Annotated in this window: 21 protein-coding genes; 13 read left to right on the plus strand and 8 right to left on the minus strand. The window is 33.7% G+C overall.

Going from position 1 to position 23,415, the window contains the following annotated elements; translation table 11 throughout:
- The first annotated feature begins 574 nt into the window (after positions 1-574).
- The 7 genes from VUJ46_RS06000 to VUJ46_RS06030 all read left to right on the plus strand — a co-directional run bounded on the left by VUJ46_RS06000 (position 575) and on the right by VUJ46_RS06030 (position 9,242).
- Positions 575-1,810 carry an alpha/beta fold hydrolase gene (locus VUJ46_RS06000; protein ID WP_326984096.1) on the plus strand — a complete coding sequence of 412 codons (1,236 nt, stop codon included), beginning with the start codon at positions 575-577 and terminating at the stop codon, positions 1,808-1,810.
- Between the two features lie 40 nt (positions 1,811-1,850).
- Positions 1,851-4,007 carry a lantibiotic dehydratase family protein gene (locus VUJ46_RS06005; protein ID WP_326984097.1) on the plus strand — a complete coding sequence of 719 codons (2,157 nt, stop codon included), beginning with the start codon at positions 1,851-1,853 and terminating at the stop codon, positions 4,005-4,007.
- A gap of 4 nt (positions 4,008-4,011) precedes the next feature.
- Positions 4,012-4,920 (plus strand): thiopeptide-type bacteriocin biosynthesis protein, encoded by a 909-nt coding sequence (locus tag VUJ46_RS06010; protein ID WP_326984098.1) that lies wholly within the window; start codon positions 4,012-4,014, stop codon positions 4,918-4,920.
- Positions 4,921-5,438: 518 nt separating this feature from the next.
- Positions 5,439-5,645 carry a class I lanthipeptide gene (locus VUJ46_RS06015; RefSeq protein ID WP_326984099.1) on the plus strand — a complete coding sequence of 69 codons (207 nt, stop codon included), beginning with the start codon at positions 5,439-5,441 and terminating at the stop codon, positions 5,643-5,645.
- 122 nt (positions 5,646-5,767) lie between these two features.
- Positions 5,768-6,934: a lanthionine synthetase LanC family protein gene (locus VUJ46_RS06020; protein ID WP_326984100.1), complete on the plus strand. Its 1,167-nt coding sequence runs from the start codon at positions 5,768-5,770 to the stop codon at positions 6,932-6,934.
- Between the two features lie 144 nt (positions 6,935-7,078).
- A complete protein-coding gene (locus VUJ46_RS06025) occupies positions 7,079-7,336 on the plus strand; it encodes a class I lanthipeptide (protein WP_326984101.1) in 258 nt (85 codons plus the stop codon).
- Between the two features lie 1,618 nt (positions 7,337-8,954).
- On the plus strand, positions 8,955-9,242 hold the full coding sequence (locus VUJ46_RS06030; RefSeq protein WP_326984102.1) for a GNAT family N-acetyltransferase: 288 nt from the start codon (positions 8,955-8,957) through the stop codon (positions 9,240-9,242).
- Position 9,243: 1 nt separating this feature from the next.
- Here VUJ46_RS06030 and VUJ46_RS06035 read toward each other — a convergent pair whose 3' ends face one another.
- Entirely contained in the window at positions 9,244-10,338 is a 1,095-nt protein-coding gene (locus VUJ46_RS06035) for an MBL fold metallo-hydrolase (protein WP_326984103.1), read from the minus strand.
- 166 nt (positions 10,339-10,504) lie between these two features.
- Here VUJ46_RS06035 and VUJ46_RS06040 point away from each other — a divergent pair, with 166 nt between their 5' ends.
- Both VUJ46_RS06040 and VUJ46_RS06045 read left to right on the plus strand, forming a co-directional pair.
- A complete protein-coding gene (locus VUJ46_RS06040) occupies positions 10,505-12,046 on the plus strand; it encodes a S41 family peptidase (RefSeq protein WP_326984104.1) in 1,542 nt (513 codons plus the stop codon).
- Positions 12,047-12,058: 12 nt separating this feature from the next.
- Positions 12,059-12,622, plus strand: a complete 564-nt coding sequence (locus VUJ46_RS06045; RefSeq protein ID WP_326984105.1) for a YdcF family protein — start codon at positions 12,059-12,061, stop codon at positions 12,620-12,622.
- A gap of 33 nt (positions 12,623-12,655) precedes the next feature.
- Here the strand turns inward: VUJ46_RS06045 and VUJ46_RS06050 are convergent, their stop codons facing one another.
- Together VUJ46_RS06050 and VUJ46_RS06055 are read right to left on the minus strand one after the other, a co-directional pair.
- Positions 12,656-13,252, minus strand: a complete 597-nt coding sequence (locus VUJ46_RS06050) for a hypothetical protein (protein WP_326984106.1) — start codon at positions 13,250-13,252, stop codon at positions 12,656-12,658.
- A 57-nt stretch (positions 13,253-13,309) separates the two neighbouring features.
- Positions 13,310-13,801, minus strand: coding sequence for an RNA polymerase sigma factor (locus VUJ46_RS06055; protein ID WP_326984107.1), 492 nt, complete (start codon positions 13,799-13,801; stop codon positions 13,310-13,312).
- A gap of 529 nt (positions 13,802-14,330) precedes the next feature.
- Between VUJ46_RS06055 and VUJ46_RS06060 the strand changes: the two genes are divergently transcribed.
- A complete protein-coding gene (locus VUJ46_RS06060) occupies positions 14,331-15,161 on the plus strand; it encodes an alpha/beta fold hydrolase (protein WP_326984108.1) in 831 nt (276 codons plus the stop codon).
- Positions 15,162-15,319: 158 nt separating this feature from the next.
- Here VUJ46_RS06060 and VUJ46_RS06065 read toward each other — a convergent pair whose 3' ends face one another.
- Positions 15,320-16,948, minus strand: a complete 1,629-nt coding sequence (locus tag VUJ46_RS06065; RefSeq protein WP_326984109.1) for an NADP-dependent glyceraldehyde-3-phosphate dehydrogenase — start codon at positions 16,946-16,948, stop codon at positions 15,320-15,322.
- A 200-nt stretch (positions 16,949-17,148) separates the two neighbouring features.
- On the opposite strand from VUJ46_RS06065, the gene VUJ46_RS06070 reads away from it, so the two are divergent.
- Together VUJ46_RS06070 and tpx are read left to right on the plus strand one after the other, a co-directional pair.
- Complete coding sequence (locus tag VUJ46_RS06070; protein WP_326984110.1) at positions 17,149-18,024, plus strand: hypothetical protein; 876 nt, start codon at positions 17,149-17,151, stop codon at positions 18,022-18,024.
- Positions 18,025-18,114: 90 nt separating this feature from the next.
- A complete protein-coding gene (tpx, locus tag VUJ46_RS06075; RefSeq protein ID WP_326984111.1) occupies positions 18,115-18,687 on the plus strand; it encodes a thiol peroxidase in 573 nt (190 codons plus the stop codon).
- A 52-nt stretch (positions 18,688-18,739) separates the two neighbouring features.
- Here tpx and VUJ46_RS06080 read toward each other — a convergent pair whose 3' ends face one another.
- Genes VUJ46_RS06080 through VUJ46_RS06090 form a run of 3 tightly spaced genes read right to left on the minus strand, consistent with a single transcriptional unit; the run spans position 18,740 to position 20,900 of the window.
- The gene (locus VUJ46_RS06080) at positions 18,740-19,186 is read right to left on the minus strand and encodes a hypothetical protein (protein ID WP_326984112.1); all 447 of its coding nucleotides are present in this window, start codon (positions 19,184-19,186) and stop codon (positions 18,740-18,742) included.
- A gap of 12 nt (positions 19,187-19,198) precedes the next feature.
- Positions 19,199-19,903, minus strand: a complete 705-nt coding sequence (locus tag VUJ46_RS06085) for a hypothetical protein (RefSeq protein WP_326984113.1) — start codon at positions 19,901-19,903, stop codon at positions 19,199-19,201.
- Between the two features lie 58 nt (positions 19,904-19,961).
- Positions 19,962-20,900, minus strand: a complete 939-nt coding sequence (locus tag VUJ46_RS06090; protein ID WP_326984114.1) for a tetratricopeptide repeat protein — start codon at positions 20,898-20,900, stop codon at positions 19,962-19,964.
- 252 nt (positions 20,901-21,152) lie between these two features.
- Here VUJ46_RS06090 and VUJ46_RS06095 point away from each other — a divergent pair, with 252 nt between their 5' ends.
- Positions 21,153-22,391, plus strand: a complete 1,239-nt coding sequence (locus tag VUJ46_RS06095; RefSeq protein ID WP_326984115.1) for a family 43 glycosylhydrolase — start codon at positions 21,153-21,155, stop codon at positions 22,389-22,391.
- A gap of 99 nt (positions 22,392-22,490) precedes the next feature.
- On the opposite strand, the gene VUJ46_RS06100 is transcribed toward VUJ46_RS06095, so the two are convergent.
- The gene (locus VUJ46_RS06100) at positions 22,491-23,249 is read right to left on the minus strand and encodes a hypothetical protein (protein ID WP_326984116.1); all 759 of its coding nucleotides are present in this window, start codon (positions 23,247-23,249) and stop codon (positions 22,491-22,493) included.
- Positions 23,250-23,415: the final 166 nt, after the last annotated feature.

Below are 23,415 nucleotides of genomic sequence, written 5' to 3' on the forward strand. Positions count from 1 at the left end.
TTGAAAATTGAATGTATAGTTGATAGTTGAATTAATCGTGATGATGACCTTTGCCATGCTTTTCTTTATGGACATAAATCTTCTTGTCAATATGTTTATATTTTTTGCCGTTATTTTTATTTCGGCTATAAATAACCACCGGATTTTGACCTTTGTAATATTTATTTTTGAATTTTAAGAGCCTGTTTAAAATTTTACCGTTTTATTTATTATCCTTAATGAAGTTGATCTTTGCTCAATTTTGATGCTCTTTTGAGCGTATTTTTCACTTCCTATTTTTGATTGAGCCCGCTAAATCTGCAAACACGAAGCAAAAAATCCATCTCAAAATAGCTATAAAAATTTTTGGCAATAAAATTTAAACAGCCTCTAAATATTTTTCGCGCACCACAAAAGCTTTAGAAAGTATTTTTTAAAATAAAACAACTGATTATCAACAATATAATTAATTACCAATATAAAAAATCCCTAAAAGTAGAATTAAATCATTTTTTTTTGTAATTTGGTTATACCAATACAGTCTATGAGAATTTTTTTTAACTTAATCATATTTACTTTATATTTTGCTCCAATAATGATTTTAGCTGAAAATAATACATCAATTGTATATCAAATTATTAATATAAAAAACTTTCAAGGAAAGAAATTTACTTATACTTCAAAAGCATTTATTGAAAGAAATAACAATAATGCGGGGGCTATTCCTATTGTATTCAGTTTAAAAGACGGAAAAATACTGGGTAAACCAATAATGGATATGCAACAGATGTCTGACTCCTTCAAGCCGAATGAGTGGTTTGATTATACCATTTCAGGCAGCATAGACAAAGAAGCTGAATCTCTTGCTTTTGGTTTTTATTTCTCCGGCAAAGCGAAATTTTATTTTAATGACATTGTCCTTAATATTAAAAACAATCATTCCCAGGAGCCTATTTATCAATCTGATTTTAAAGATAAGCAAGTCAACAATTGGTATTTTAGTGAACCCAATTCAATCGCGAAGCTAAGCATCTCTGAAGATAAAAAATATGCGAAAAAGCCTTCTTTTTTTATTGACAACAGCCAGGCAGGCTCAGATTATATTCTTGGAGACAATCCAGACAAAGGAAAGTATGAAGAGATCAACGGAGTGCGGCTTTATTATGAAGTATACGGAACAGGTCCTGATCTTATTTTGCTTCATGGAAATAACGAATCTATTTTTTCCTTTAATATGCAGGTTGAAGAATTAGCCAAACATTTTCGTGTCATCGCAATAGACACACGATGTCAAGGAAAATCGACCTGTAACGATGAAAAATTAACCTATGAACTTTTTGCGGAGGATGTACATTCCTTGATGGAAAAACTTAACCTAAAAAAAGCAAATATTTTAGGATGGAGTGACGGAGCCAATACTGGTATCATACTCGCAGAGAAATATCCTGCACAAGTGGCAAAACTTGCAATTCTCTCAGCTGTATTGTTTAATTCTGATGAATCTGTTGACAAAAGAATTAACCGTTTATTGCAAAAAAGAATAGATCATTTTAAAGTTGAAGGCATGAAGGCAGATGATGTACAATATCGACTAACCCATCTATTACTGACTGAGCCTCACCTAAAATTCAATGATTTACACGAAATAAAAATCCCAGTTTTAGTAATGTCCGGGCAAAACGATTTTATAAAACAATCGCACACTGAGCTTATTGCCAAAACTATTAAAAATTCTTCATTAAAAATATTTAAAGATTCTGGCCATGAGGTTCCTAAAGAAAAACCACAGGAATTTAATACAACTGTGATCGAATTTTTTAATAAAAAATAATCCATTTTAAAACGAAATAATAACCACTTAACTCAACGACATGCCAACCTATAAAGCATTTGATAAATTTATAATCCGAACCCCATTATTGCCTTTTAATTCAAAATCTGAGGAATTTACCTATAAAAATAATCTTTTCAGAGAAGGCATCTATATTGCTTCAAGAACGCTTTATGAAGAAATGCTTAAATACGAAGAAAACGACTTAAAAAATGGAAAAGATAGAAAAAGGATAGAAAATACGCTGAAAAAATACTGGATGCGCATGCAAACCCGTACTACTCCATTTGGATTATTTTCCGGAATTTCGATTGGTGAAACTACACAGGATGATTCAGAGATCACTTTCAACAATAAAATAAGCAGAAAAGCAAGACTGGATATGGCCGTGGTATGCAGAATTGTAGAACTTCTTGAAAAAGACCCCGTGATCAGCAATGAAATTTTATATTATCCAAATGACAGCATGTATGCCATCGACGATAAAATAAGATATCTGGAAAATAAACTTAATGAGAATCGATATATTCTTGAGGTTTCATCTGTTGATAAATCCTTTTACCTTTATAAAATACTTACAAAAAGCAAGAACGGAATATCAAAAAAAGAATTGGTAGAATATATACTTTCCCTGGACAGCGATTTATCTTTTGAGGATGTTTTCGATTTTATCACGGAATGTATAGAATCCCGTTTGATATTAAGCGAGCTAACCCCTTCGCTTACAGAACCCGACAACACCCTTGCCATTTATAAAATTTTGAATGCACGCGTTCCTGAATCTGAAATCACTAAAGTTTTAGAGACCATTTGCGGGGATATTGAAAAAATTAATGCCAGCGATATCGAAGAAAGTGCAATTCCTCTTTATGAATCAATCATAGAAAATCTAAAAAGTTTAGACATCAACTTCGACTACAACAAAATATTTCAGGTTGATAGTTTTACGCATTTTAACACGGCAAAATTAAGCAAAAACATTATCAACGACGTCATGGATGCCGTTAATTTCTGCATCAACATAAGCCCTCCTACCCAATCCCACACCAGCATAACTGAGTTTAAAACAAAATTTTACGAAAGATATGAAGACCGGGAAGTCGATCTTATCAAGGTCATGGACAATGATATTGGGATTGGTTATCCGTTAAAACATGACGACTATACGAATAGTCTGATAAAAGGATTTTATCTTCCGGTTCAGAATAATCAGCAAAGCTTTAAGTCTTGGAATACCAAATATGAGGGCATTCTGCTTAATAAAATTCTGCATGCGGTAAACAGAGGTCAAAAAGAAGTTATTTTGACTAAAGATGATTTTGATCTGGAAGAAGGCAATAATTTACATACCACCGCTTCTTGCTTTTTTGAAATTTTAAACGATGAACATTTGATTTCCCTGAATTTCTTTGGTGATAATTCAGGAGCCAAAATGATGTCCCGATTTTCACATTTACATCAGGATATTGATCATCTGGTAAAAAACATTTCTCTTTATGAAGAGCAGGTGAACAATCATCTGTTAAATGCCGAACTTTATTACCTTCCTAATCCACGAACGGGTAATGTAATGATTCGCCCACAGAATATGAGAAAATATGAAATCACTTGTCTGAGCAAGTCGTCTCAGAGGGATGAGTATAAAATTCCAATATCAGATCTTACGATTCGTATAAAAAACAGCAGAATTGTCATACAGTCAAAAAAACTGAAAAAAGAGATTAAAGTTTTCCATACCAATGCTTATAACTATTCTCTTTCCGATCTTCCTATTTTTAAATTTTTAGGAGATTTGCAGTATCAGGATAAATTGATGACTGCATTTCAAATTCCGGATTTCGATTTAGATTTCTTACCCCGTATCCGATACAAAAATGTGATTTTATCATTAGCCAAGTGGAATATAAATGTTCAGAAATTTAAAAAAGAAAATCCGAATCTGAAAATAGAGAATGTTCTGAGTACGTTTAAAACCTATTATAATCTCCCGGACGAAATAGTACAGGCTTATGGAGACAATGAACTTTATATTCATTTGCTTCAGGATGATTATTCTCAAATTCTTTGGGATCTTATTGATAAAAATAATTCTTTTGTCATTAAAGAATTTGTATTTGATGGCAATTGTAATGCTGTAAAGGACGTCAATAAAAACATCTATAGAAATCAATTCAATTTATCATTATATAAAGGCTAAAAACATGAACTCAATTCAAACAAATTTTCCTCCAGGCTCATCTTGGTTATACTATAAACTCTATATAAGTTCTTCTCATGCCGACCAGTTTTTGGTAAAAAAGCTGCTTCCCTTTGTGAAAAGGCTGCTTTCAAAAAAGGAAATCAATAAATTTTTCTTTATTCGATATAATGATCCCAGTTTCCATCTGAGAATCAGATTCCATATTTCAGATCGGGAAGTTATAGAAAAAATCAGTGATTTCTTCTATAAAAACACAGAAAAACTCATCGCTAATGATATTGTTTGGAAATATGAGATATCCACCTACACAAGGGAAATGGAAAGATACAATCCTATTCTGATTGATGATGTGGAAGACCTGTTCCAGACAGACAGTTTAAACTGTCTTTCCATTCTTAAAGAAGTTTCAGAACTTCCGGATAAAGAGGAAGCTACATGGAAGCTGGCCTTGAAAAATATAGATTATTATTTAAATACATTCCTTAACAATCAGCTTGAAATGAAAGAATTTGTCATCACTCAGATGAGCGAATCTTTTAAAGCTGAATTTGGTTTTACTGAGTTTAATTCTAAACAGCTCAATAGTATTTATCGGGATAACCGAAAAATTATAGATCAAATCATCTCCGAAAATGAGACTGAAGATCATGTCGGTCTATTTTATAATTCAATAAAGAAGCAGCATCCGAACTTTTTGAAGACAGCCAATGCCTTACTGGAAAAATGCAACCAGCATCAGATTTCAATACACCTTTATTTATCAAGTTATATTCACATGATGATGAACAGAATTTTTCCTTCAAAGAACAGATTATTTGAGTTGATGCTTTATTTTTTACTTTCTAAACATTATAAAGGAATGATTTCTCAACAAAAATACAACAGCACAAGTAAGGAAAAGCAGTCTTAGAGGCTGTTTAAATTTTATTGCCAAAAATTTTTACAGCTATTTTGAGATGGATTTTTTGCTTCGTGTTTGCAAATTTAGCGGGCTAAATCAAAAATAGGAAGTGAGAAATACGCTCAAAAGAGCATCAAAATGGAGCAAAGATCAACTTCAATACGAATAATAAATAAAACGGTAAAATTTTAAACAGGCTCTTAAAGCTATAAATATAATAGACGGATAGATGATAGACCGATAGAAAAATAGACAATAATACTATTTTCTTTTTGAATTTACCTTAATAACCCCCTGAAGGGATTAAATGTAAATAGCGCCGGGTGAAACCCTATGAATAAGTACTCCATGATATTATAACCCACAGGGGTTGAATAATTTAAAGGGAATTTCAAAGATAAAATGGTATAAGAAATCTTATAAAGAGAAAAATTCTACCATCTATTCGTCTATTATCCATCAGTCTATCATCTATCCGTCTATTAAATAAAAAACTCCTAAACATTATCAACTTTAATTTATTAATTATGAAAAAAAAACTAAAACTAAACAAGAAAAGCATTACCAAATTATCGAACGACAACATGAAAGGTATTAAGGGAGGTAAAGAAGCATTCCTAAGTATTTTTAATTGTCAGTCTAAAAAGTGTGAGACTATAGTAGATGTACCGACTCCGGATTACACCTTCCAGTATTGCCCGGGTCCTACGACAATTACCTTAACATGTATTTAATCGGACGAACCCATTGAAAATAGGAAAGCTTCCTTTGAAGCCCAATGAAGCTTTCTTACTTTTATTATTTTAAATATCAAGCTGCTCCTCATCAATTCAGCAATTTTTACCTTCAAGTTATAATGCAAAAAAATTTAACAGAAAAGTTTGAAAAGGTTCATGAAATTATTGAATCATCAACATCCAAATACGACTGCCTACTGCACGGAAATTCGGCTATTGCTTACTATTATGCCACACTTTATAAAACATTAAAAGAAGAAAAATATAAAGATAAAGCCATTGAAATATTATCCGATATTTTTGACAGAATGAATAATAGCGAGGCCGTATTCGTAGGAAATGCCTATGGAAGCGGGCTGGCAAGCTTCACCTACCTTGTAAATGCGGTAAATCCTATCTTAGATCTTGATTTCGATGTTGAAGAAGAGTTCGAAGAGATTGATTTGCATCTGTTCGAATATGCGATGGAGGAAATTCAAAAAAATAAAATTGATTGTCTACACGGTGCATTGGGAATCATTCACTACTTTAATTCTCGAGGAAACAGTGGTTTTTTAGATGATTTAATTTTAGCCATTTCTGAAAAAGCAAAAATATCAGAAGATGGAATTTGGTTTGAAAACTTTGTGGAAAGCGAAGAAAAAGATTCACAAGTAGCCAATTTAAGCCTTTCTCATGGATTAACCGGAATTCTTCTTATCCTTTTTGAAAGTATTTCAATTACAAAACACAAAGAAATTGTAGAAAATACAATAAAAAAAGGCGTAGAATTTTTACTGAGCAACAGCACCTATACTCTGCAAAACGAAAATTTAGGAGGAGCCTTTTATTCTGTTGTGAACTTTAATGAAGATAAAAAAGAAATTTATCCCAGATTGGCGTGGTGTTATGGAGACTTAGGACCTCTGGTATTAGTTTATAAAGCGGCTGAATATTTTAACAAAGAGGAATGGAAAATCTTTGCTGATAAAGTCGGCATAAAAACTACTGATAAATTAACCGAAGAAACGTCCATGGTGAGTGATCCCTATTTCTGCCACGGATCGAGCGGCGTTTCGATGATGTATAAAAAATTATACACGTACAGTCCGATCCCTGAATATAAAACAGCTCAGAAATTTTGGGCAAAAAAAACAGTGGAATATTTAGACTATCCGGGTTTCACCAATGAATTCATTGAAAAAAAACACAGCATTATTGATGGTCTCATTGGAATTAATCTCGCATTATTATCTAATGATATGACAACAGATGATGAATGGTTAGAATTATTCTTCATTAAATAACAACTCACAGAAGCGAAATGAAAATAAAAACAACAAAAATTGAAATTTTTCATAAAAAAATAAAATAAATCATTTTTATATGAAATATTTTTCATATCTTCATACTGTGAAAAATTAATAATTAACATTTTACAATTAACTACTATGAAAAACAAAAAACTTTCTTTAAACAAGAAAAGCATTACGAAACTAACTAATGACGAAATGAATGGAATCAACGGAGGAAAAGAGATGTTTACGAGCATCTTCAACTGTAGCAAAACAGGATGGACTTGTGCCGATACTTGTACTGCAACAGCAACCACCAATCTGACAAACAGTTGTCCAATCACAAGTAGTGGGCCTCAGGTTCCATCTCCATCTCCATCTCCTTCACCAGGTCTTGAAAATGGAATTTTCTAAATTTAAATAATTTTCACATAGAGCTGCCGCATGTTGATGCGGCAGCTTTTTTAACTATACACCAAGATAAAACGAATACCAACACTGAATACGGATCAAGTACAAAAGTTGGATCAAGTACAAAAGTTGGGGACTAGGCAAAAAAGTTCAGATCATGTAAGATGAAATTTTTTGCTCTCGCAGATTTTGCAATTGATGCAGATTCTTTTCCTTACACTTTACATATTGAACACGAAGCCAACCCAAGTTTTTTGACAATTCCCGTTTTAAGTCTCACCAAACCGTTCTACCTATAAAAGACCGCAAAGGTTAAACAAAGAAAATCAACGATATCATCCGTGGTAAATCTGTGCTATCCGTGGGAAATAAAAATATTCGCGCATTCGTGGCAAAAAAATATCTAAAGAATTTCTCCCCAAGTTTTGAAACTGATCCATTTTATCTTTGATAAAATCCTTGCGTCTTAAAAACATAAAGTATTAAAAAATATCTTTGCGCCTTTGCGAAAAACCAACAAATAGAGCAGGATCTGTGGGGAATAAAAATATTCGAGCATTCGTGGCGATAATATGCAGCGCTCAATTTTATCTTTGATAAAATCCTTGCGTCTTAAAAACATAAAGTATTAAAAAATATCTTTGCGCCTTTGCGAAAAACCAACAGAAACAGCAGCATCTGTGAAAATCTTTGCGATCTGGGCGAAATAAAAATATTCGTGCATTCGTGGCGATTATTTTTCAGCCATCCATTTTATCTTTGATAAAATCCTTGCGTTTTAAAAACATAAAGTATTAAAAAATATCTTTGCGGCTTTGCGAAAAACCAACAAATAGAGCAGGATCTGTGGGGAATATAAAAATATTCGTGCATTCGTGACAAAAAATACATCTAAACAATTTCTCCCCAAGTTTTGAAACTGATCCCAAAAGTTGGGGACTAGGCAAAAAAGCATAGATCATGTAGGATGAAATTTTTTGCTATCGCAGATTTTGCAAATGATACAGATTCTTTTCCTTATACTTTACATATTGAACACGAAGCCACCCCGAATTTTTTTGACAACTCCCGGTTTAAGTCTCAGCAAGCCGTTCACAAAGGTCAAGCAATAAAAAATCAATAGTAGGATCTGAAAATCTATAGGAGATCTGTGGGAAATAAGAATATTGGTGCATTCGTGGCTAATCATTATTTTTAACGCCAGGGTCGCTAGGATTTAATTACTTTAATGCTGATTATTTTCCGGTCGCTACGGCGTTCTACTCAGCAAATGATAGTCTTGTTAAATTCGTTCATATCTGAACAAAAAGAGCACGAAGTTGTTGTACAACTGACCGCTTTAAGACTCACCAAGCCGTTCTACCTATAAAAGACCGGAAAGGTTAAGCAAAAAAATATCAGCAGCAGCTGTGAAAATTCACGCCATCTGTAGGAAACAAAAAAATATTAGTGCATTCGTGGCATAAAAACAAATAATTAAACACTACAATTGCTTTCGCATTTTTATATCTTATTCAAAAATTTTTCGGTACAAACTCCTGGCTTATAGAATTAAAATGTGTAATTTTAAAGTAGAGAACAATTCTCAAAACCAAAGTTTAATTAACCAAATCTCAATATTATGGAAAATATAAAGTTTGAAATATCTCCATATCAAGATGAATTGCAGATATTAATTGATGAAAAGAAAGCCGGATATATGTCTATTGAAATTGACGGCAAGCTGCTGATCGTTTACTACACAAAACTCAATGAGGAGCATGAAGGCCAAGGCTATGCCAAAATGCTTCTTGACGAATTGGTTCGATATGTTGAAGAAAAAGATCTGATGGTGGATCCGGAATGCGATTTCGTGAGACAACAATTTGAAAATCATCCGAAAAGGTATAATGAAATATGGCACTCCTAGATTAATTTTCCCACCAAGCTTTGAACGTATTGTCTGATTTATTCAGGTCAACGTTTTCACCGATCATTGGTGTTAAAATATTCAGATTATGATCTTTTCCAAGAGTCGTTACCTTTTTTAACGGCTCGTTCCATGCATGAAGAGCCAGCGCAAACTTGGAAGAGTGAACCGGAATAATATTTTTTGCTTTCAAATCTATACAAGCCTGGATTACATCTTCGGGAAGACCGTGAATGTATTTCCAGGCTTCATTGTACTGTCCGTTCTCAATAAAAATATAATCGAAAGGGCCATATGTTTCACCAATCATTTTAAAATGGGTATCGTAGCCGCTGTCTCCACCTAAGAATAATTTTTTCGTAGGCGTTTCCAACACATAGGAAGTCCAAAGTGTGACATTTCTTTTCATTTTTCTACCGGAAAAATGTCTTGCCGGCGTAAAGGTAATCTTCAGACTATTCTTTAAAATAGCTTCACCACCCCATTCTTCTTCGATCAATTGCTCAGGTTTATAACCCCATCTTTCTAAATGCGCACCAACTCCCAAAGGCACAATTACCTTTCCTACTCTATCCTTTATGGCTTTCACCGTTGGATAATCCAAATGGTCGTAATGATCGTGTGTAATAACCAAATAATCTATGCTCGGGATATCTTCAGGCTTAAAAATATCAGCTCCTGAGAACGCTTTATTGAAAAATTTAAACGGGGAGCCATACAGACTCAGCACGGGATCAATTAAAAATGAAACTCCATCCGTTTGAATATAGTATGAAGAATGCCCCAACCAGATAAACACATCCTGATCTTTGGAAAAGCTTCCTAAATCTGTATGAATAGACGGAATATTATGCAAAGGTTTTAATAATGGATCTTTCTTTTTCACCATAAAATCAAACATCACTTTCGGCATGCTGTAGCCTTCTGCAATAGACGGTGTATGGCTTAAATTCTGAAACTGACTATTTTTATAATGCTTCGATTTGCGCATTCTTTCCAACCTTTTCCCATTCGCTTCTGCACCAAAAACCTGTTGTCCTGTAATGATAAAATATAGTAAGACAATAGCAACAATGGTAATAATTAAGTAGATCATTTTCTTTAATTAAACATCAAATGTATGACATTATCGTATATGACGAGCCGGAATAAAAATACCTTTAATTTTAACTAAAATTATAAAAATTGAGAATATTTTATTTCTTAAAATTCAAGTTATAATGATAAACTTTTTTATATTAGCAACACAAAAAAAACAAGACTTGAAAAATTATTATCTCCTGATATTGTACGCATTATCGCTCGCTTCCTGCGTGTCGATAAAAAAACATAATGAACAGACGGCTTCCCAAATATCACCTGAAAAACTTAAAGAGGATGTAGATTATGCCTATTTAAAATTACAGCAACTTCATCCCCAATTGTACTGGTATATTTCAAAAAAAGATCTCGATTTCAAATTTGACAGCCTTAAGCAAACCATTGATCAGCCTTTAACGCCTATTCAGTTTTATTTTAAATTACAGCCTGTGATTGCTCAAGTTCGTGAAGGGCATCTTTCATTAAGAATTCCGAGGAGAAAATTTACCAAAAAGGAAATTAAGGTTCTGGAAACTAAGAAACCCATGTTCAGCCGATTCGAATATTATGTAAAAGGCGAGCATTTGTACATCATTAAAAATAAAGATTCTGTAGAAAATATTAAACCAGGAACTGAAATAATAGCGATCAATAATATTCCGGTAGCTGATTTTATGAAAAAATATAAAAGCCTGATAAGCAGTGACGGCTTTAATGATACTTTTCAGCCTTACTTTTTAAAAGACGTTTTTTTTAATTTTTATACCGCTGAAAATGGTTTTGAAGACAAAGCAACCATAGAAACCCTTTATAATGGAGAAAAAAAAACATACACTTTAAAAAGAGAATTAAAATCTAAAACAGACCTTGAAAAAGATAAACAACAGGAAAAAAGAACTCAGGAGAAAAAAGTAAATGATTATGTAGCTTTTGATAATTCTTATAACAGAAATTTTAAATTTTTAGATAAAGATAGTTCAATCGCCTACATAAAAGTGAAAAGTTTTTCAAGAGAATATTCTGATAAATTTTATAAAACCAGCTTTGAAAATATCAAAAAATCAAGTGCTAAATACCTCATTATTGATGTAAGAAATAATTACGGAGGTTCTTTGGATGAAATTAATAATTTATATTCCTATCTCGCTCCCGAACCTTATGTTTTAATCAAACCCTCTCAGGTAACTTCCAAAATTACCCCTTTGAAAACGAGCTATTTCAGAAAGAGTAAACTTTTTCAATATGCTTTAAAAGGTATTTTTTATCCGAGTTTTTTTTTCAGTCAGGCTTTCAGCACATATAAAAAAGACGGAAAAGTTTATTATAAAATGAAAGCAGATAAATCAACAAAACCTAATAAAAATGCTTTTTACGGTAAAGTTTTCGTTTTGATTAATGGTGGTAGTTTTTCTGCTTCGTCTATTATCACTTCAAAATTAAAAAATGATAAGCGAATTGTTTTGGTGGGTGAAGAAACGGGCGGCGCAAACGACGGAACGGTTGCCGGATTTTATTCTTATCAAAAACTTCCCAATTCTAAAATTGATTTACCAATCGGATTACTTCTGGTACAGCCCAATATCGAATTTACCCATACTAAAAAAGGAGTTACGCCTGATGTTACGGTGACAGAAACGATGGAAGATATTATTGAAAAGAAAGATCCTCAGCTTGAATGGGTGAAAAATGAAATTACAAAGGAGAAAGAAAACACGACAAAATAGCATCATCATTCAATGATAAAAACATTCATTAAAATTGTAAAAATAATTTTCTGTGGATTGCTGTTATGGTTTGTGATTCATTCTACTTATATCACGATTGACGGATTGAGTGATGAAGGTAAAAAAGCCGATATAGCCGTTATTTTAGGCAATAAAGTAAACGAAGACGGAACGTTGTCTACCCGATTGGAAAAGAGACTCGAAAGCGGACTTGAATTGTACAAAAATCATCGGGTCAAAAAAATTCTCGTAAGCGGAGGATTGGGAAAAGAAGGTTTTTATGAAGGTGATAAAATGAAGGAATTTCTTGTATCAAAGGGAGTTCCCAATTCATTGATTATGGTTGATAATTTTGGAAATAATACAAGAGCTACCGTTGAAAACACCATGCAGTTGAAGAAAAAATTACAGTTTAAAAGTCTTATTGTCATCTCCCAATATTTTCATGTCACACGAACAAAGAAACTTTTTGAGGATAAAGGTTTTTTGGAAGTTAGCAGTGCGAGTCCGAAATATTTTGAATGGCGTGATCTGTATGCTATACTTAGAGAATTTCCTGCTTATTATACGCAATAAATAACTTGGGCAGGCTATCAGCCCACCCAAACTTTATTTCTTTAACTCCAGCAATAAATTTTCAATCTGCTTAATGTATTTCCCATAAAAGGCCTTAAACCAATATTTTCCCATTAAAAATAACAGTGGCATTACAATGACCATTGTTCCGACCAGAATGCTTGCAATTTTAAGATCCGACAAAGGAACCGGTCGCGGAATAAACTCCAGTACAATAATGATCTCACACACCAAAAATGGAACAAATGACAGATAAAACGAAAGATAATACTGCTTATTCAGATCAAACTGATGCAGCAGATCCTGCAGGCTGTCATACGTTTTCATCATCGTGTCGGTCATGTTTTTATACAGTTTAAAAAACTGACTGTAAAAGAAAAACGTCACAAACACCATCGATGCTACGAGAATAGTAATGTAAAATTTAAACTTAAAAGGACCCTGAGACAATGCTATCAAAGCAAAAGCAAAGACAAAAATCCCCACAGTCGACCAGAATTCCATCCGCATATTTTTTCGTATTTTTTCGAGCGGAAGATGGATCTTTTTTTTATGCTCCATGCTGATTTCGGGAGTTTCTTCAAGAGAATCGTCCTCATTCCATGTATTTTTTAGGTCATCAATATTCATTGTTGTTGATTTAATAAGTTACTATAGAAATTCAGATTAATAAAATTCTGAATTTTCTTATTTTGAGTTTAAGATATCTTTCAGTTTATTTTTGGCGCGATTCATTTTCACCCGCACATTTCCTTCTGAGATTCCCATCTGCTCTGCGATTTCCCTTCCCGAAAAATCTTCGAGATAGTAAAAGATAAAAGCTTTGTCAATGGGGTTCAGCTGATGAATAGCATCATACATTTTGCTCAGTCGCTCCTCTTTTTCAGAATCATAATCCTCCTGTACAATTTTGTAATTGGTAAAATCTTCATTTCCGATAAAACTTCTTTTTTTCTCAGATTTAAGGAAAATAATAGCTGTATTTAATGCCACTCTGTATAACCATGTAGAAAATTCACTTTCACCTTTAAAATTCGGATAAGCTTTCCACACCTGAAACGTGATCTCCTGAAAAAGATCATCTCGGTCGTCTTTATCATCCATGTACATTTTGGAAATCTTAAAAATGATTCCTTTATGCTTTTCAATTTTAGCGAGAAATTCTTGTTCTAAAGTCATGGTTGCTTACTCTGAAGAGTTAGTTGCTATTAAATGTAAATGTTACAGATTAATGATAAAAATTATTTTTTTTTGGAGCTATTTCCCGCTTTCCCTCATACTCCTCACCCCAGGCGCTCCACCATCCCCCATCCCCTAAGCCCTCCCACTCTCAAACTCTCCCACCCAGTTGCGGGGTATCCGGTCAATCGGGGCTAGGGATTTGTGCTTCGATTTAAAGACAAGTGATACAATCAACCGTCTTAAAAATTTTCATCCCATGGAAGATTTTTAATAAGTAGGTTTAACCTAATTTCAAATGTAACCCCAAAAGGCTCAAAAAGACTTTATTGGATTTAGCGATCAAACTTAAAGATAACAAAAGTGTAAAATCCTTTACTCCTTTTGTGATAAAAAATTTTTACAAACTGAATACTAAAAGTTAATTACGAATCAAGAGAAATAAATACCACACTTTTATTTTTAACAGAATTCTTAGTTTTCATGGCTCAGAATTTGTGTTTAACCTATCACACCAAAAAATATAAATATGCCTTACATTACAAAACAGAGCGACAAAAATTTTCAATTATATTATGAAGATTTCGGTTCCGGACAACCTATTATTTTAATTCACGGCTGGCCTTTAAGCGGAAAATCCTGGGAAATGCAGATTCCTGTGCTCCTTAATCTTGGATACAGGGTTATTTCGTACGACAGAAGAGGATTCGGGAAATCTTCACCATCCACAGAGGGTTATGATTATGATGGATTAACAACCGATCTTTACGAACTAATCATCCAATTAGAATTGAAAAACGTTATTCTTTTCGGCTTTTCAATGGGAGGCGGCGAAGTGGTTCGTTATCTTACCAATTACGGTTCCGAAAATGTAGATAAAATCGCTTTAATTTCATCCATTATTCCTTTAGTTAAACAAAAAGAAGACAATCCTGACGGTGTTCCGCAAGAAAAACTGAATGAGATTATGCAAAATCTGAAAACCGACAGAATTACATTCCTAGAATCTTTTCACAAAGACTTTTACAATTACGGACTGCTTTCTCAATCAGTCAGCCAGAAACAGCTGGATTATGACTGGACGATCGCCGCATTTGCCAACCCGATTGCCACCATAAAATGTGCAGAAAGCTGGGCGAATACAGACTTCCGTCCTGAGCTTCCGAATGTAAACGTGAAAACATTGATCGTACATGGTGATGCCGATAAAATAGTTCCAATAGAAACCGCAGGAAAGCAGGCGGCTGAAGGAATTGCAGATAACGATTTTGTAATTATTGACGGTGCTCCACATGGCTTAAATGTCACGCATGCCGACGATTTGAATAGCGTTTTAAGTCGGTTTTTAACCACAAAGTAACTTTTCTTTCAATAAAAACGATTCTTTAGAATCAAAAAAAATCCGCAATATACTCTATTGCGGATTTTGATTTATAATGATAAAATATTTCTGAGTTTCAATAATAAACAAGAAAACTAATACACTCCCATTCTAAAACTCTCAAACACTAAAACTTTCTAGAAAATATAATCCGTGCTCAAAAAATTAGAATCATGATCTCTCACAATGGTATTCAATAATTCCTTGTTAGAATCTGTAATTTTTGCGGCTACCAAAGAACGAATTGAGAACGAACGAAGCGCATCAAAAACAGAAAGCGTACCTTCTGCACTATCTTTTCTTCCGGTAAAAGGGAAAACATCCGGACCTCGTTGAGCCTGACAATTAATGTTCACACGACTTACCAGATTCACAAAAGGATCAATCAATTTTGAAACCTCCAAAGGATCTTCACTAAAGATACTCACCTGCATTCCGTGGTCTGCATTCACCTGATAGTCGATCGGCTCTTCGATATCATCAAAAGGAACCACAGGAATTACCGGACCGAATTGTTCTTCATGATACAATTTCATTTCGCTGTTTACCGGATAAACAACCGCCGGAAAAACAAAAGATTCTTCTGTAAACCCACCATTTTCATTCAAAACTTTCGCTCCTTTTGCTAATGCATCATCAATACATTCTTTTAAATAGGGAGGTTTGTTTACTTCCGGAAGCGGTGTAATTTTCACCTCTTTTTCCCAAGGTAAACCAGGTTTTAAAGCAGAAACCGCTGCCGTTAATTTCTGAGTAAACTCTTCAGCAACCTCTTTCTGAACGAAAATAAGCTTTAACGCCGTACATCTTTGTCCATTGAAAGACAATGAACCCAAAATACATTCACTTACCGCAACATCAAGATTGGCATTTTTAGTTACAATCGCAGCATTTTTTGCATCTAAACTTAAGATCGCACGTAAACGATTAACCTTCGGATGCAGTTTTTTCAGACCATTCGCCACTTTACTTGAACCAATAAATGCCAGAACATTCACTTTTCCGCTTTCCATAATCGGAGTGATGATCTCTGAACCTTTTCCGTATAATGTATTTACGGTTCCTTCCGGGAAAGCTTCTTTGAAGGCATTTAACAAAGGATAATGTGCTAAAACACCATGTTTAGGAAGTTTAAACAAGATCGTGTTTCCCATAATTAAAGCGGGAATCAGCGTGGTGAAGATTTCGTTTAAAGGATAATTAAAAGGTCCCATGCTTAAAACAACACCAAGCGGAGCTCTACGGATTTGCGCAATCGTTCCCTCAGCCTGCTGAAAACGGGAAGATTCTCTGTCCAGATCTTTCAGCGCATCGATGGTTTGATTGATATAATCTACGGTTCTGTCGAATTCTTTTGTAGAATCGGCCAATGTTTTTCCGATTTCCCACATCAGTAATCTAATGACCAAATCTCTCTGCTGAATCATCAAATAGACAAACTTCTGCATACATTTTATTCTGCCTTCCACAGACATTGTCGGCCACTCTCCCAGTCCGTTATTGTACGCTTTTACTGAAGCTTCCAAAACTTCCATCGCTTCTTTAGGACCGATATTCGGGATGCTTCCAAGCAATTTTCTTTCCAGTCCGTTTTCAGTTTGAATACAAACCGGGGAATAGATATTTTGAACTTCCCCATTCCATTCCACCAGTTCTCCATTTAAGAGATAAACTTTCTGATGAATTTCGGGAACTTTATATTCTTCGGGAATTTCGTTTTCTGATTTAAATATTTCATGAAATAACGGTGTCTTTACTGAATCCATAAATTTTTAATGTTTAATAGTGTGTAAAATTTGAATAGAATAAAGGTAGATGGAAAATTTGATTTTAAAAATAGCTGTTTAATAGATTTGTTCTATTTACTAGGTTTTTGAATTAAAATTAATATTAAAGGATAATCCTACGGGAACCCACATTTTCTTTTTGTCACACCTTTTTATCTTTGAAAAAATAAGATTTAGCCATGAATAAAAAGATCCTTTATTATTTACTCACCACTTCAGTTTTAATTTCTTGTAAAAAAACCTATAAATATGTTGAAAAAAATGAAAAAGAAGCAATATCTGGAGGAATCGAGATTGTAGAAGAAGAGAAAGAAATTAAAGCAGAAAATGATACTATCGCATATATTGAGGCATTTAAGAAATTTATTGTTTCTGAAAAAGTTAGTAATCAAATGAGAAAATCTAATATTAGATTTACCTCTATTCCTTTAAGTTTTAAAGTATATGATGAAAATGGTAATGATATAACGAATATTTCTTTTAAGAGCAGAGAGAAGCGTGAAATAGAATTAACTAACCTAGTATTAGAAAGTTCCAGTTATAAATCCGAAAAAATAGATACTAATAAAATCGACAGTTCTAAAATTAAAAATCTTCAAGAGTATTTTTCAAAGAAAAAAGATGAATTTTCTACAGAAGATAAAGTTTGGTATCAACCTAAATCTGCACCGAAGTATACTAATCAGAATGGTATATATTGTTACTTTCAAACATTAAATAATGTTCCAAGTAATTTACGGTTTAGGGTACAATATTATTCTGACGAATGGTTATTCATTAAAAAAATACAATTTTCAATCGACGGAAAAGCTTATGAGTATATTCCTTTAGACCTTGAAACGGATTCAGGAGATGGCGGATATATATGGGAGTGGTTTGATGAGAGCATTTCTGATCCTGATAAAGAATTAATTAAAGCTCTTGCGCATGCTAAAAATGCTAAAATTAAATTTATAGGAAGACAATATTATGACACTAAAATATTGACTAAAAGCCAAATCGAAGGAATTCGCCGGACAATTGAGTTATACAAAGCGATGGGAGGTAATTTTTAAGATCTGACTGTGAAATTAGAAATAGATTAAATCTATTTGAATTTTAAATTGACAATTGAAAAAAGAATAATTTTGTTTTAAAATAAATTCATGGTTTCAAAATTCGTTTTCAGTGCGTTATTGCTATTTTCAGTATACACATTGGCACAAAACGCTAAAACAGCAAATAAGGTTTTAATGGGAGGAAAACCGGTACACACCTACGCAAAATTACCGATGGTAAACAAAACTGCTCCAAAATTCACGCTTACCGACGTCACAATGAAAGATAAGACGCTGGAATCTTACAAAGGAAAATATATGATTTTGAATATTTTCCCGAGCGTAGATACAGGCGTTTGCTCGGCTTCTGTTCGTCATTTCAATGAAGATGTGGCTAATCTTCCGAACACCGTGGTGCTTTGTATTTCTAAAGATCTTCCTTTTGCCCAGAAAAGATTTTGTGGTGCTGAAGGAATAAAAAATGTTGAAATGCTTTCTGATTTCCGTTCCGATTTCGGGAAAACTTACGGTGTAGAAATTACAGATTCTGTGATGAAAGGGTTGTTAAGCAGAGCCGTTGTTGTGATTGATCCTTCAGGAAAAATCGTTTATGAAGAGCAGGTTGCGGATATTTCGCATGAACCGAATTATGAAGCAGCGATTAAAGCTGTTAAAAATTAGGATTTTGCTTTAAAATATTTTATAACCTCTGAAATTCTCAGAGGTTTTATTTTTAATCTCCACCACCAGTTGTATTAAAATCGTTATCGGAATGAAATAGAAAGAAAAGCACCAATAAATCATTTACATCATCAATTTCAAGATAATAAATAGGATCTTTGAACCATTTTTTCACTCTTTGAATTTCAATAACGGGTTTTCCCTTGTGAAAAAGCCTATTTTTCTTTCCAAATTTATATGTGTAAATTTTCGTTTCGCCGGATTCAATGATTCTACACTTTCCAAAATCTGTAAAATAAACTACTTTATTCAAATCAAACAGTTCCAAATTACTGTTCAAAAACCCGACTGTTTTTATCTCATACTTTTTGGATAATAATAAAATGTAAAAATTAAAAGAATAAAATTTACTATCATTTACAATTCTTCCCACTTCCAGATTATCTTCTCCGAATAAAATAAATTGTTTGTTTGAATGCTTACCTGTATACTTTTTCAAATGTGTTGTCGATTATTTTTTCTTTGTCGTCACCAAAATCACTCCATTTTTCCCGTCTTCACCATATAAAACTTTTGCTTTCTTATCCTTTAAAACCGTAAGAGTTTCTATTGACTGAGTATCAATTTTCCTAAATTCTTCAAGGCTAATCATTTTTCCGTCTAAAACAACAATCGGTTTTTGATCTTCCTTTAAAGAACTAGATGCTCCTCCAATTCTTATCTTCTGCGTTTCAATACTATTTTTCAGTTGAGAACTAATCACTTTACCTTTTTTTCCACTTTGAACTTGTTGAGACTTGACCAAAGAACTGTCTGAAATTATATAAGGCTTACCGGTAACCATTGAATGTGTTGTTTTTTTAAACCCTGCAATAACCACCTCTTCTAATTTCTCAGCCTGTAAAGTATCATTAATTTTATTTTCCTGTGCATTTACCGAAACAAAACCTCCCGCAGTCAACATAAAACCTACCGCAAACTTTATGAAAAGTGAGTTGATATGGGAATATTGTAAATCCCTGTCCAATTGAGATTCATCAAAATATCCACAGATATTTTTCTCTGAAGGATTTGCAAAAGCATTAATTATTTCATCGTCTGTAGCGACCGTGAAATCTCTCACTGTTTTTGAACACACCGAACAAAATCTTCCTTTCTCTTCCTTAGTCATTGCATCCCAATTTTCGTGACATGGTTTTGGTATCGTGATTTTCATATTGTCTTTTTATATTAAAGATGCTGGAAATGGGAAAAAGGTTGGAAAAGGATTCAAATTATTTCATTATGAGCTTGATCTTCTCTCTAAATCTATAAACAATTAAACCTGCAAACAACAATGTGAAAATAGAAATCAAAGTTGCTATCAGTTGAGGAACTTTTGGTTCTCTGGTATTAAATCTTATTACTTTTTCAATTTTACCTCCTGCGTTTAGTCTTTTTATTGTTGAACAAAGATGTATTCTTTCTTCTAAAATTGGATTACTGAAACCGTATTTTGCAGCAAGTTTATAATCTTCAAATGCATCATTTTTTTCATCTAATAAATAGGCAATATTTCCCAAATCAAATAACAGATTAGCAATAATTTGATCTTCAGGTTTTACAAAAGATGTTCTCTCATTCAGTTGATAATAGATCTGTTTTTTAAGAACATAAAGCTCGTCTTTATTTAAATCAGATGTAGGAGACTTCTCATTTCCGAAATCATGACCAATCAAAAACTTTGAATTTATAAACTGCGCTCCTTTAATTTTAGCTTTTAAAATATTAATGTGAATCCATTCAGAATTAAAATGAGAATTTTTATTGATTTTGACTGCTTTCTCCATCCATTTCAAAGCTTCTGTATTATTTCCAATCAGCTCATAAGCCGTCCCTATATTGGAAGCCGTAGAATACCTGTTCGGCTCTAAAGACTCAATTTTCTTATAAAGGCTGATCGCTTCCTCATACTTTCCTAAAATAATCAAAACAAATCCTTTATCAGATAGAAAATCAAGATCTTTTGTTTCTTGGTAACCTTTTTCTAATGATACTAAAAAAACTTTCAGGCTTTCTTTATCTGCAAAATCATGACCATAAGGAACTTCACTTTCGTAATCGCTATACAACATTTTTTGGTTCGCTAAAATCATTTCTTCACCATTCAGACAGGCAAAGACAGGAATCGAAAAGAGTACTCCGAAGATAAAGCTGAAAAGATATTTTCTCATGAATAATAAATTCTATTTCTAGGTTATTGTTGATTTAAAAATAAAAAACTTTGTTGTAAAGCAGCACTTATCATTCTAAAAATTCAGGTTATTTATTAAATCCTTCGGCTGCTTCACGCTCAGGATGATAAACTTCGTAATCGCATTGCTAACCATGTCCCCGCAGGATACTCAAACAAAAAACGATTAAGATATTTGTTTTCATCAAGTAAAGTGATATTATCTCACCATTTGCTCTAAAACATTATCCTTATGAAAAGATTTCCTGTTATTGTATATCTGTTTGTATCGGGCTTTATAAGCCAACATTTGTCTGCTCAACAAACCTATACGCCATTGGCAAAAGATACAGTTTGGGCAAAACAGTTTCTGCCGATTAGCGGTCCTGGAAAGAAAGTTTCAGGAGACGGACATGGCGGTTGGCGAAGCGGAACAGACGGAGTGCGTTATAAAGGAGATCATCCGCGCCCTGAGTACAACCTCAACTTTGAAGGCTTAACGAAAGGAACTGCTGTAGAAAAAGGATTGCTTCCACCCGTAAAACCCGCACTCGAATTGCATTTGCGAGATGGCGTGATTACTCTTGGAGGAGACGGCAACTATTACCTTACAGGTTCTTCAGGTGACAATATCTGGGCATACACCGCAGGCGTGGAACTTTGGAAATCTAAAGATCTGGAAAACTGGGATTATGTAGGATTGGTATGGGATATTAACAAAGATGCGGAAGATTGGGTGAAAGAATGGCGCGAACATCCTAAACGAGCCGTAAGAGCTGTTTGGGCTCCTGAAATTCATTATATTAAAAACAATTATTATATCTGTTTCAGTATGTGCCCGAATGGTATCGGGATTCTGAAAAGTGCTTCCGGGAAACCTGAAGGTCCTTATATAAATGCTTTCGAGAAAAAAGGATCTATTGCCGATGGCATAGACCCTACTCTATTTCAGGATGAAGACGGGAAAGTATATTTCACCTATGGAGCTGCCAAGGAAATTGTACAGCTCAAAGATGATCTCAGTGGTTTTGCAGGGCCTTTCAAAAAGGTAGATTTTACGGATTATGATACGGATCCCTCTCATCATGCCCCAAAATGTGAAGCCAGAGGCATGCACGATCTCGGTCATGAAGGTGCTGTACTTTTCAAAAGAAACGGAAAATATTATTTGGGAGCTGCAGATAATTATGAAGAAAGATATTCTACCTGTTTAGCAGTTTCGGATAACCTGTACGGACCGTACGAACATCGTCATGAATCGGTTCCTTCTGCAGGCGGAACAGGCTTTTTCAAAGATAAAAAAGGAAATTGGTGGAGCACTTATTTTGGAAATGACTCCCAAACCCATTTCAGAGAGAAAGTAGGTTTAATAAAAATAGACTTTACGTCCTCAGGCAAAGTAATTCCTGCTAAAAAACAACCTTTTGTCAATAAAAAAGATGAAAAATCCTGGAAACAAAAGTGGGAGAAGGTCTGGAAAAATGTAAATTAAAGGTATTTGTCATTCTGAGGAAGGAAGAATCTCAACATATAGTATTAAAGATTCCTCAATAGGCTTTGCTACTTTCAGAATGACAAATACTACCCTTTTTTAAAGATGAAAATACCTCGGATCAGGATATTGAAATTCAAAATCCAGTTCTGAAATTAATTTCGCTGGGGAAATCAATCTTCCTTTTGTTGTTCGCTCTCCCGAATACGGTAAATCTTTCTGGGCATTGATGATCTCTTCTTTATTCGGATGAATAGGCGCGACCACATTATACACTTTAGACTCCGATTGATTGTCCAGCATTTTGTCAACCACCGAAACAATATCTGCATAGTGAATATGATTCACCAACTGATCCAGTCGGGAGATATTATAATTCTTCAACAATCGTTGATCTCCCATTAATCCCGCTAATCTTAAAATATTGGCGTTAGGGAACTTCGCTAAAATAAAATTCTCGCTTTCTACATTTTCCACAGGCTGATCTTCTTCAGTAAATTCTATTTCTTCTGTTTGAGGATAAACGCCTGTAGAGCTCATCAAAAACAACTGACCTTTATAATCTCCAAGAAATTGTAACAGGTTGTTATATCTTTCTTTCATCGAAATCTGTGCGCCTCTGATTCCCGAAATCGGAACCGTAATGATAATCGCGTCTAATTCTGAAGCGACTTCCCATTCATTTATTTCAGAAGCAGCATCCGGAAAATCTACCAATGTGGGGTGATATCCTTTTGAAGAAAACTCTTCTATTTTAGATTCGGAGGTTGTCGTAGCGAATATTTTGTAGCGGTCTGCCACTCGTTCTGCAATATGCGTTCCCAACCAACCGCAGCCGATAATTCCTAGTTTTTTCATTAGTTTAGTTCGTTATTTTAATCGTATTATTTTAGTGATTCGTAATTGTCTTCTGGGTTTTGGAAATTTTGAAGAACACGAACAATGTAAATGACATTATTCTCAATTTTATAAATTAAAGTATTATGCTTTGTTAAAAGATATTTCCTGAATTCTGTCTATTCAT

Origin of the sequence: Chryseobacterium sp. MYb264 (assembly GCF_035974275.1) — a bacterium.
Classification (GTDB): domain Bacteria; phylum Bacteroidota; class Bacteroidia; order Flavobacteriales; family Weeksellaceae; genus Chryseobacterium.

Bases quoted from the DNA above. Each gene is read 5' to 3' on its own strand.
- VUJ46_RS06000 (WP_326984096.1), top strand. From the start codon at position 575: ATGATTTTAGCTGAAAATAATACATCAATTGTATATCAAATTATTAAT.
- VUJ46_RS06005 (WP_326984097.1), top strand. From the start codon at position 1,851: ATGCCAACCTATAAAGCATTTGATAAATTTATAATCCGAACCCCATTA.
- VUJ46_RS06010 (WP_326984098.1), top strand. From the start codon at position 4,012: ATGAACTCAATTCAAACAAATTTTCCTCCAGGCTCATCTTGGTTATAC.
- VUJ46_RS06015 (WP_326984099.1), top strand. From the start codon at position 5,439: ATGAAAAAAAAACTAAAACTAAACAAGAAAAGCATTACCAAATTATCG.
- VUJ46_RS06020 (WP_326984100.1), top strand. From the start codon at position 5,768: ATGCAAAAAAATTTAACAGAAAAGTTTGAAAAGGTTCATGAAATTATT.
- VUJ46_RS06025 (WP_326984101.1), top strand. From the start codon at position 7,079: ATGAAAAACAAAAAACTTTCTTTAAACAAGAAAAGCATTACGAAACTA.
- VUJ46_RS06030 (WP_326984102.1), top strand. From the start codon at position 8,955: ATGGAAAATATAAAGTTTGAAATATCTCCATATCAAGATGAATTGCAG.
- VUJ46_RS06035 (WP_326984103.1), bottom strand. From the start codon at position 10,338: ATGATCTACTTAATTATTACCATTGTTGCTATTGTCTTACTATATTTT.
- VUJ46_RS06045 (WP_326984105.1), top strand. From the start codon at position 12,059: ATGATAAAAACATTCATTAAAATTGTAAAAATAATTTTCTGTGGATTG.
- VUJ46_RS06050 (WP_326984106.1), bottom strand. From the start codon at position 13,252: ATGAATATTGATGACCTAAAAAATACATGGAATGAGGACGATTCTCTT.
- VUJ46_RS06055 (WP_326984107.1), bottom strand. From the start codon at position 13,801: ATGACTTTAGAACAAGAATTTCTCGCTAAAATTGAAAAGCATAAAGGA.
- VUJ46_RS06060 (WP_326984108.1), top strand. From the start codon at position 14,331: ATGCCTTACATTACAAAACAGAGCGACAAAAATTTTCAATTATATTAT.
- VUJ46_RS06065 (WP_326984109.1), bottom strand. From the start codon at position 16,948: ATGGATTCAGTAAAGACACCGTTATTTCATGAAATATTTAAATCAGAA.
- VUJ46_RS06070 (WP_326984110.1), top strand. From the start codon at position 17,149: ATGAATAAAAAGATCCTTTATTATTTACTCACCACTTCAGTTTTAATT.
- tpx (WP_326984111.1), top strand. From the start codon at position 18,115: ATGGTTTCAAAATTCGTTTTCAGTGCGTTATTGCTATTTTCAGTATAC.
- VUJ46_RS06085 (WP_326984113.1), bottom strand. From the start codon at position 19,903: ATGAAAATCACGATACCAAAACCATGTCACGAAAATTGGGATGCAATG.
- VUJ46_RS06090 (WP_326984114.1), bottom strand. From the start codon at position 20,900: ATGAGAAAATATCTTTTCAGCTTTATCTTCGGAGTACTCTTTTCGATT.
- VUJ46_RS06095 (WP_326984115.1), top strand. From the start codon at position 21,153: ATGAAAAGATTTCCTGTTATTGTATATCTGTTTGTATCGGGCTTTATA.
- VUJ46_RS06100 (WP_326984116.1), bottom strand. From the start codon at position 23,249: ATGAAAAAACTAGGAATTATCGGCTGCGGTTGGTTGGGAACGCATATT.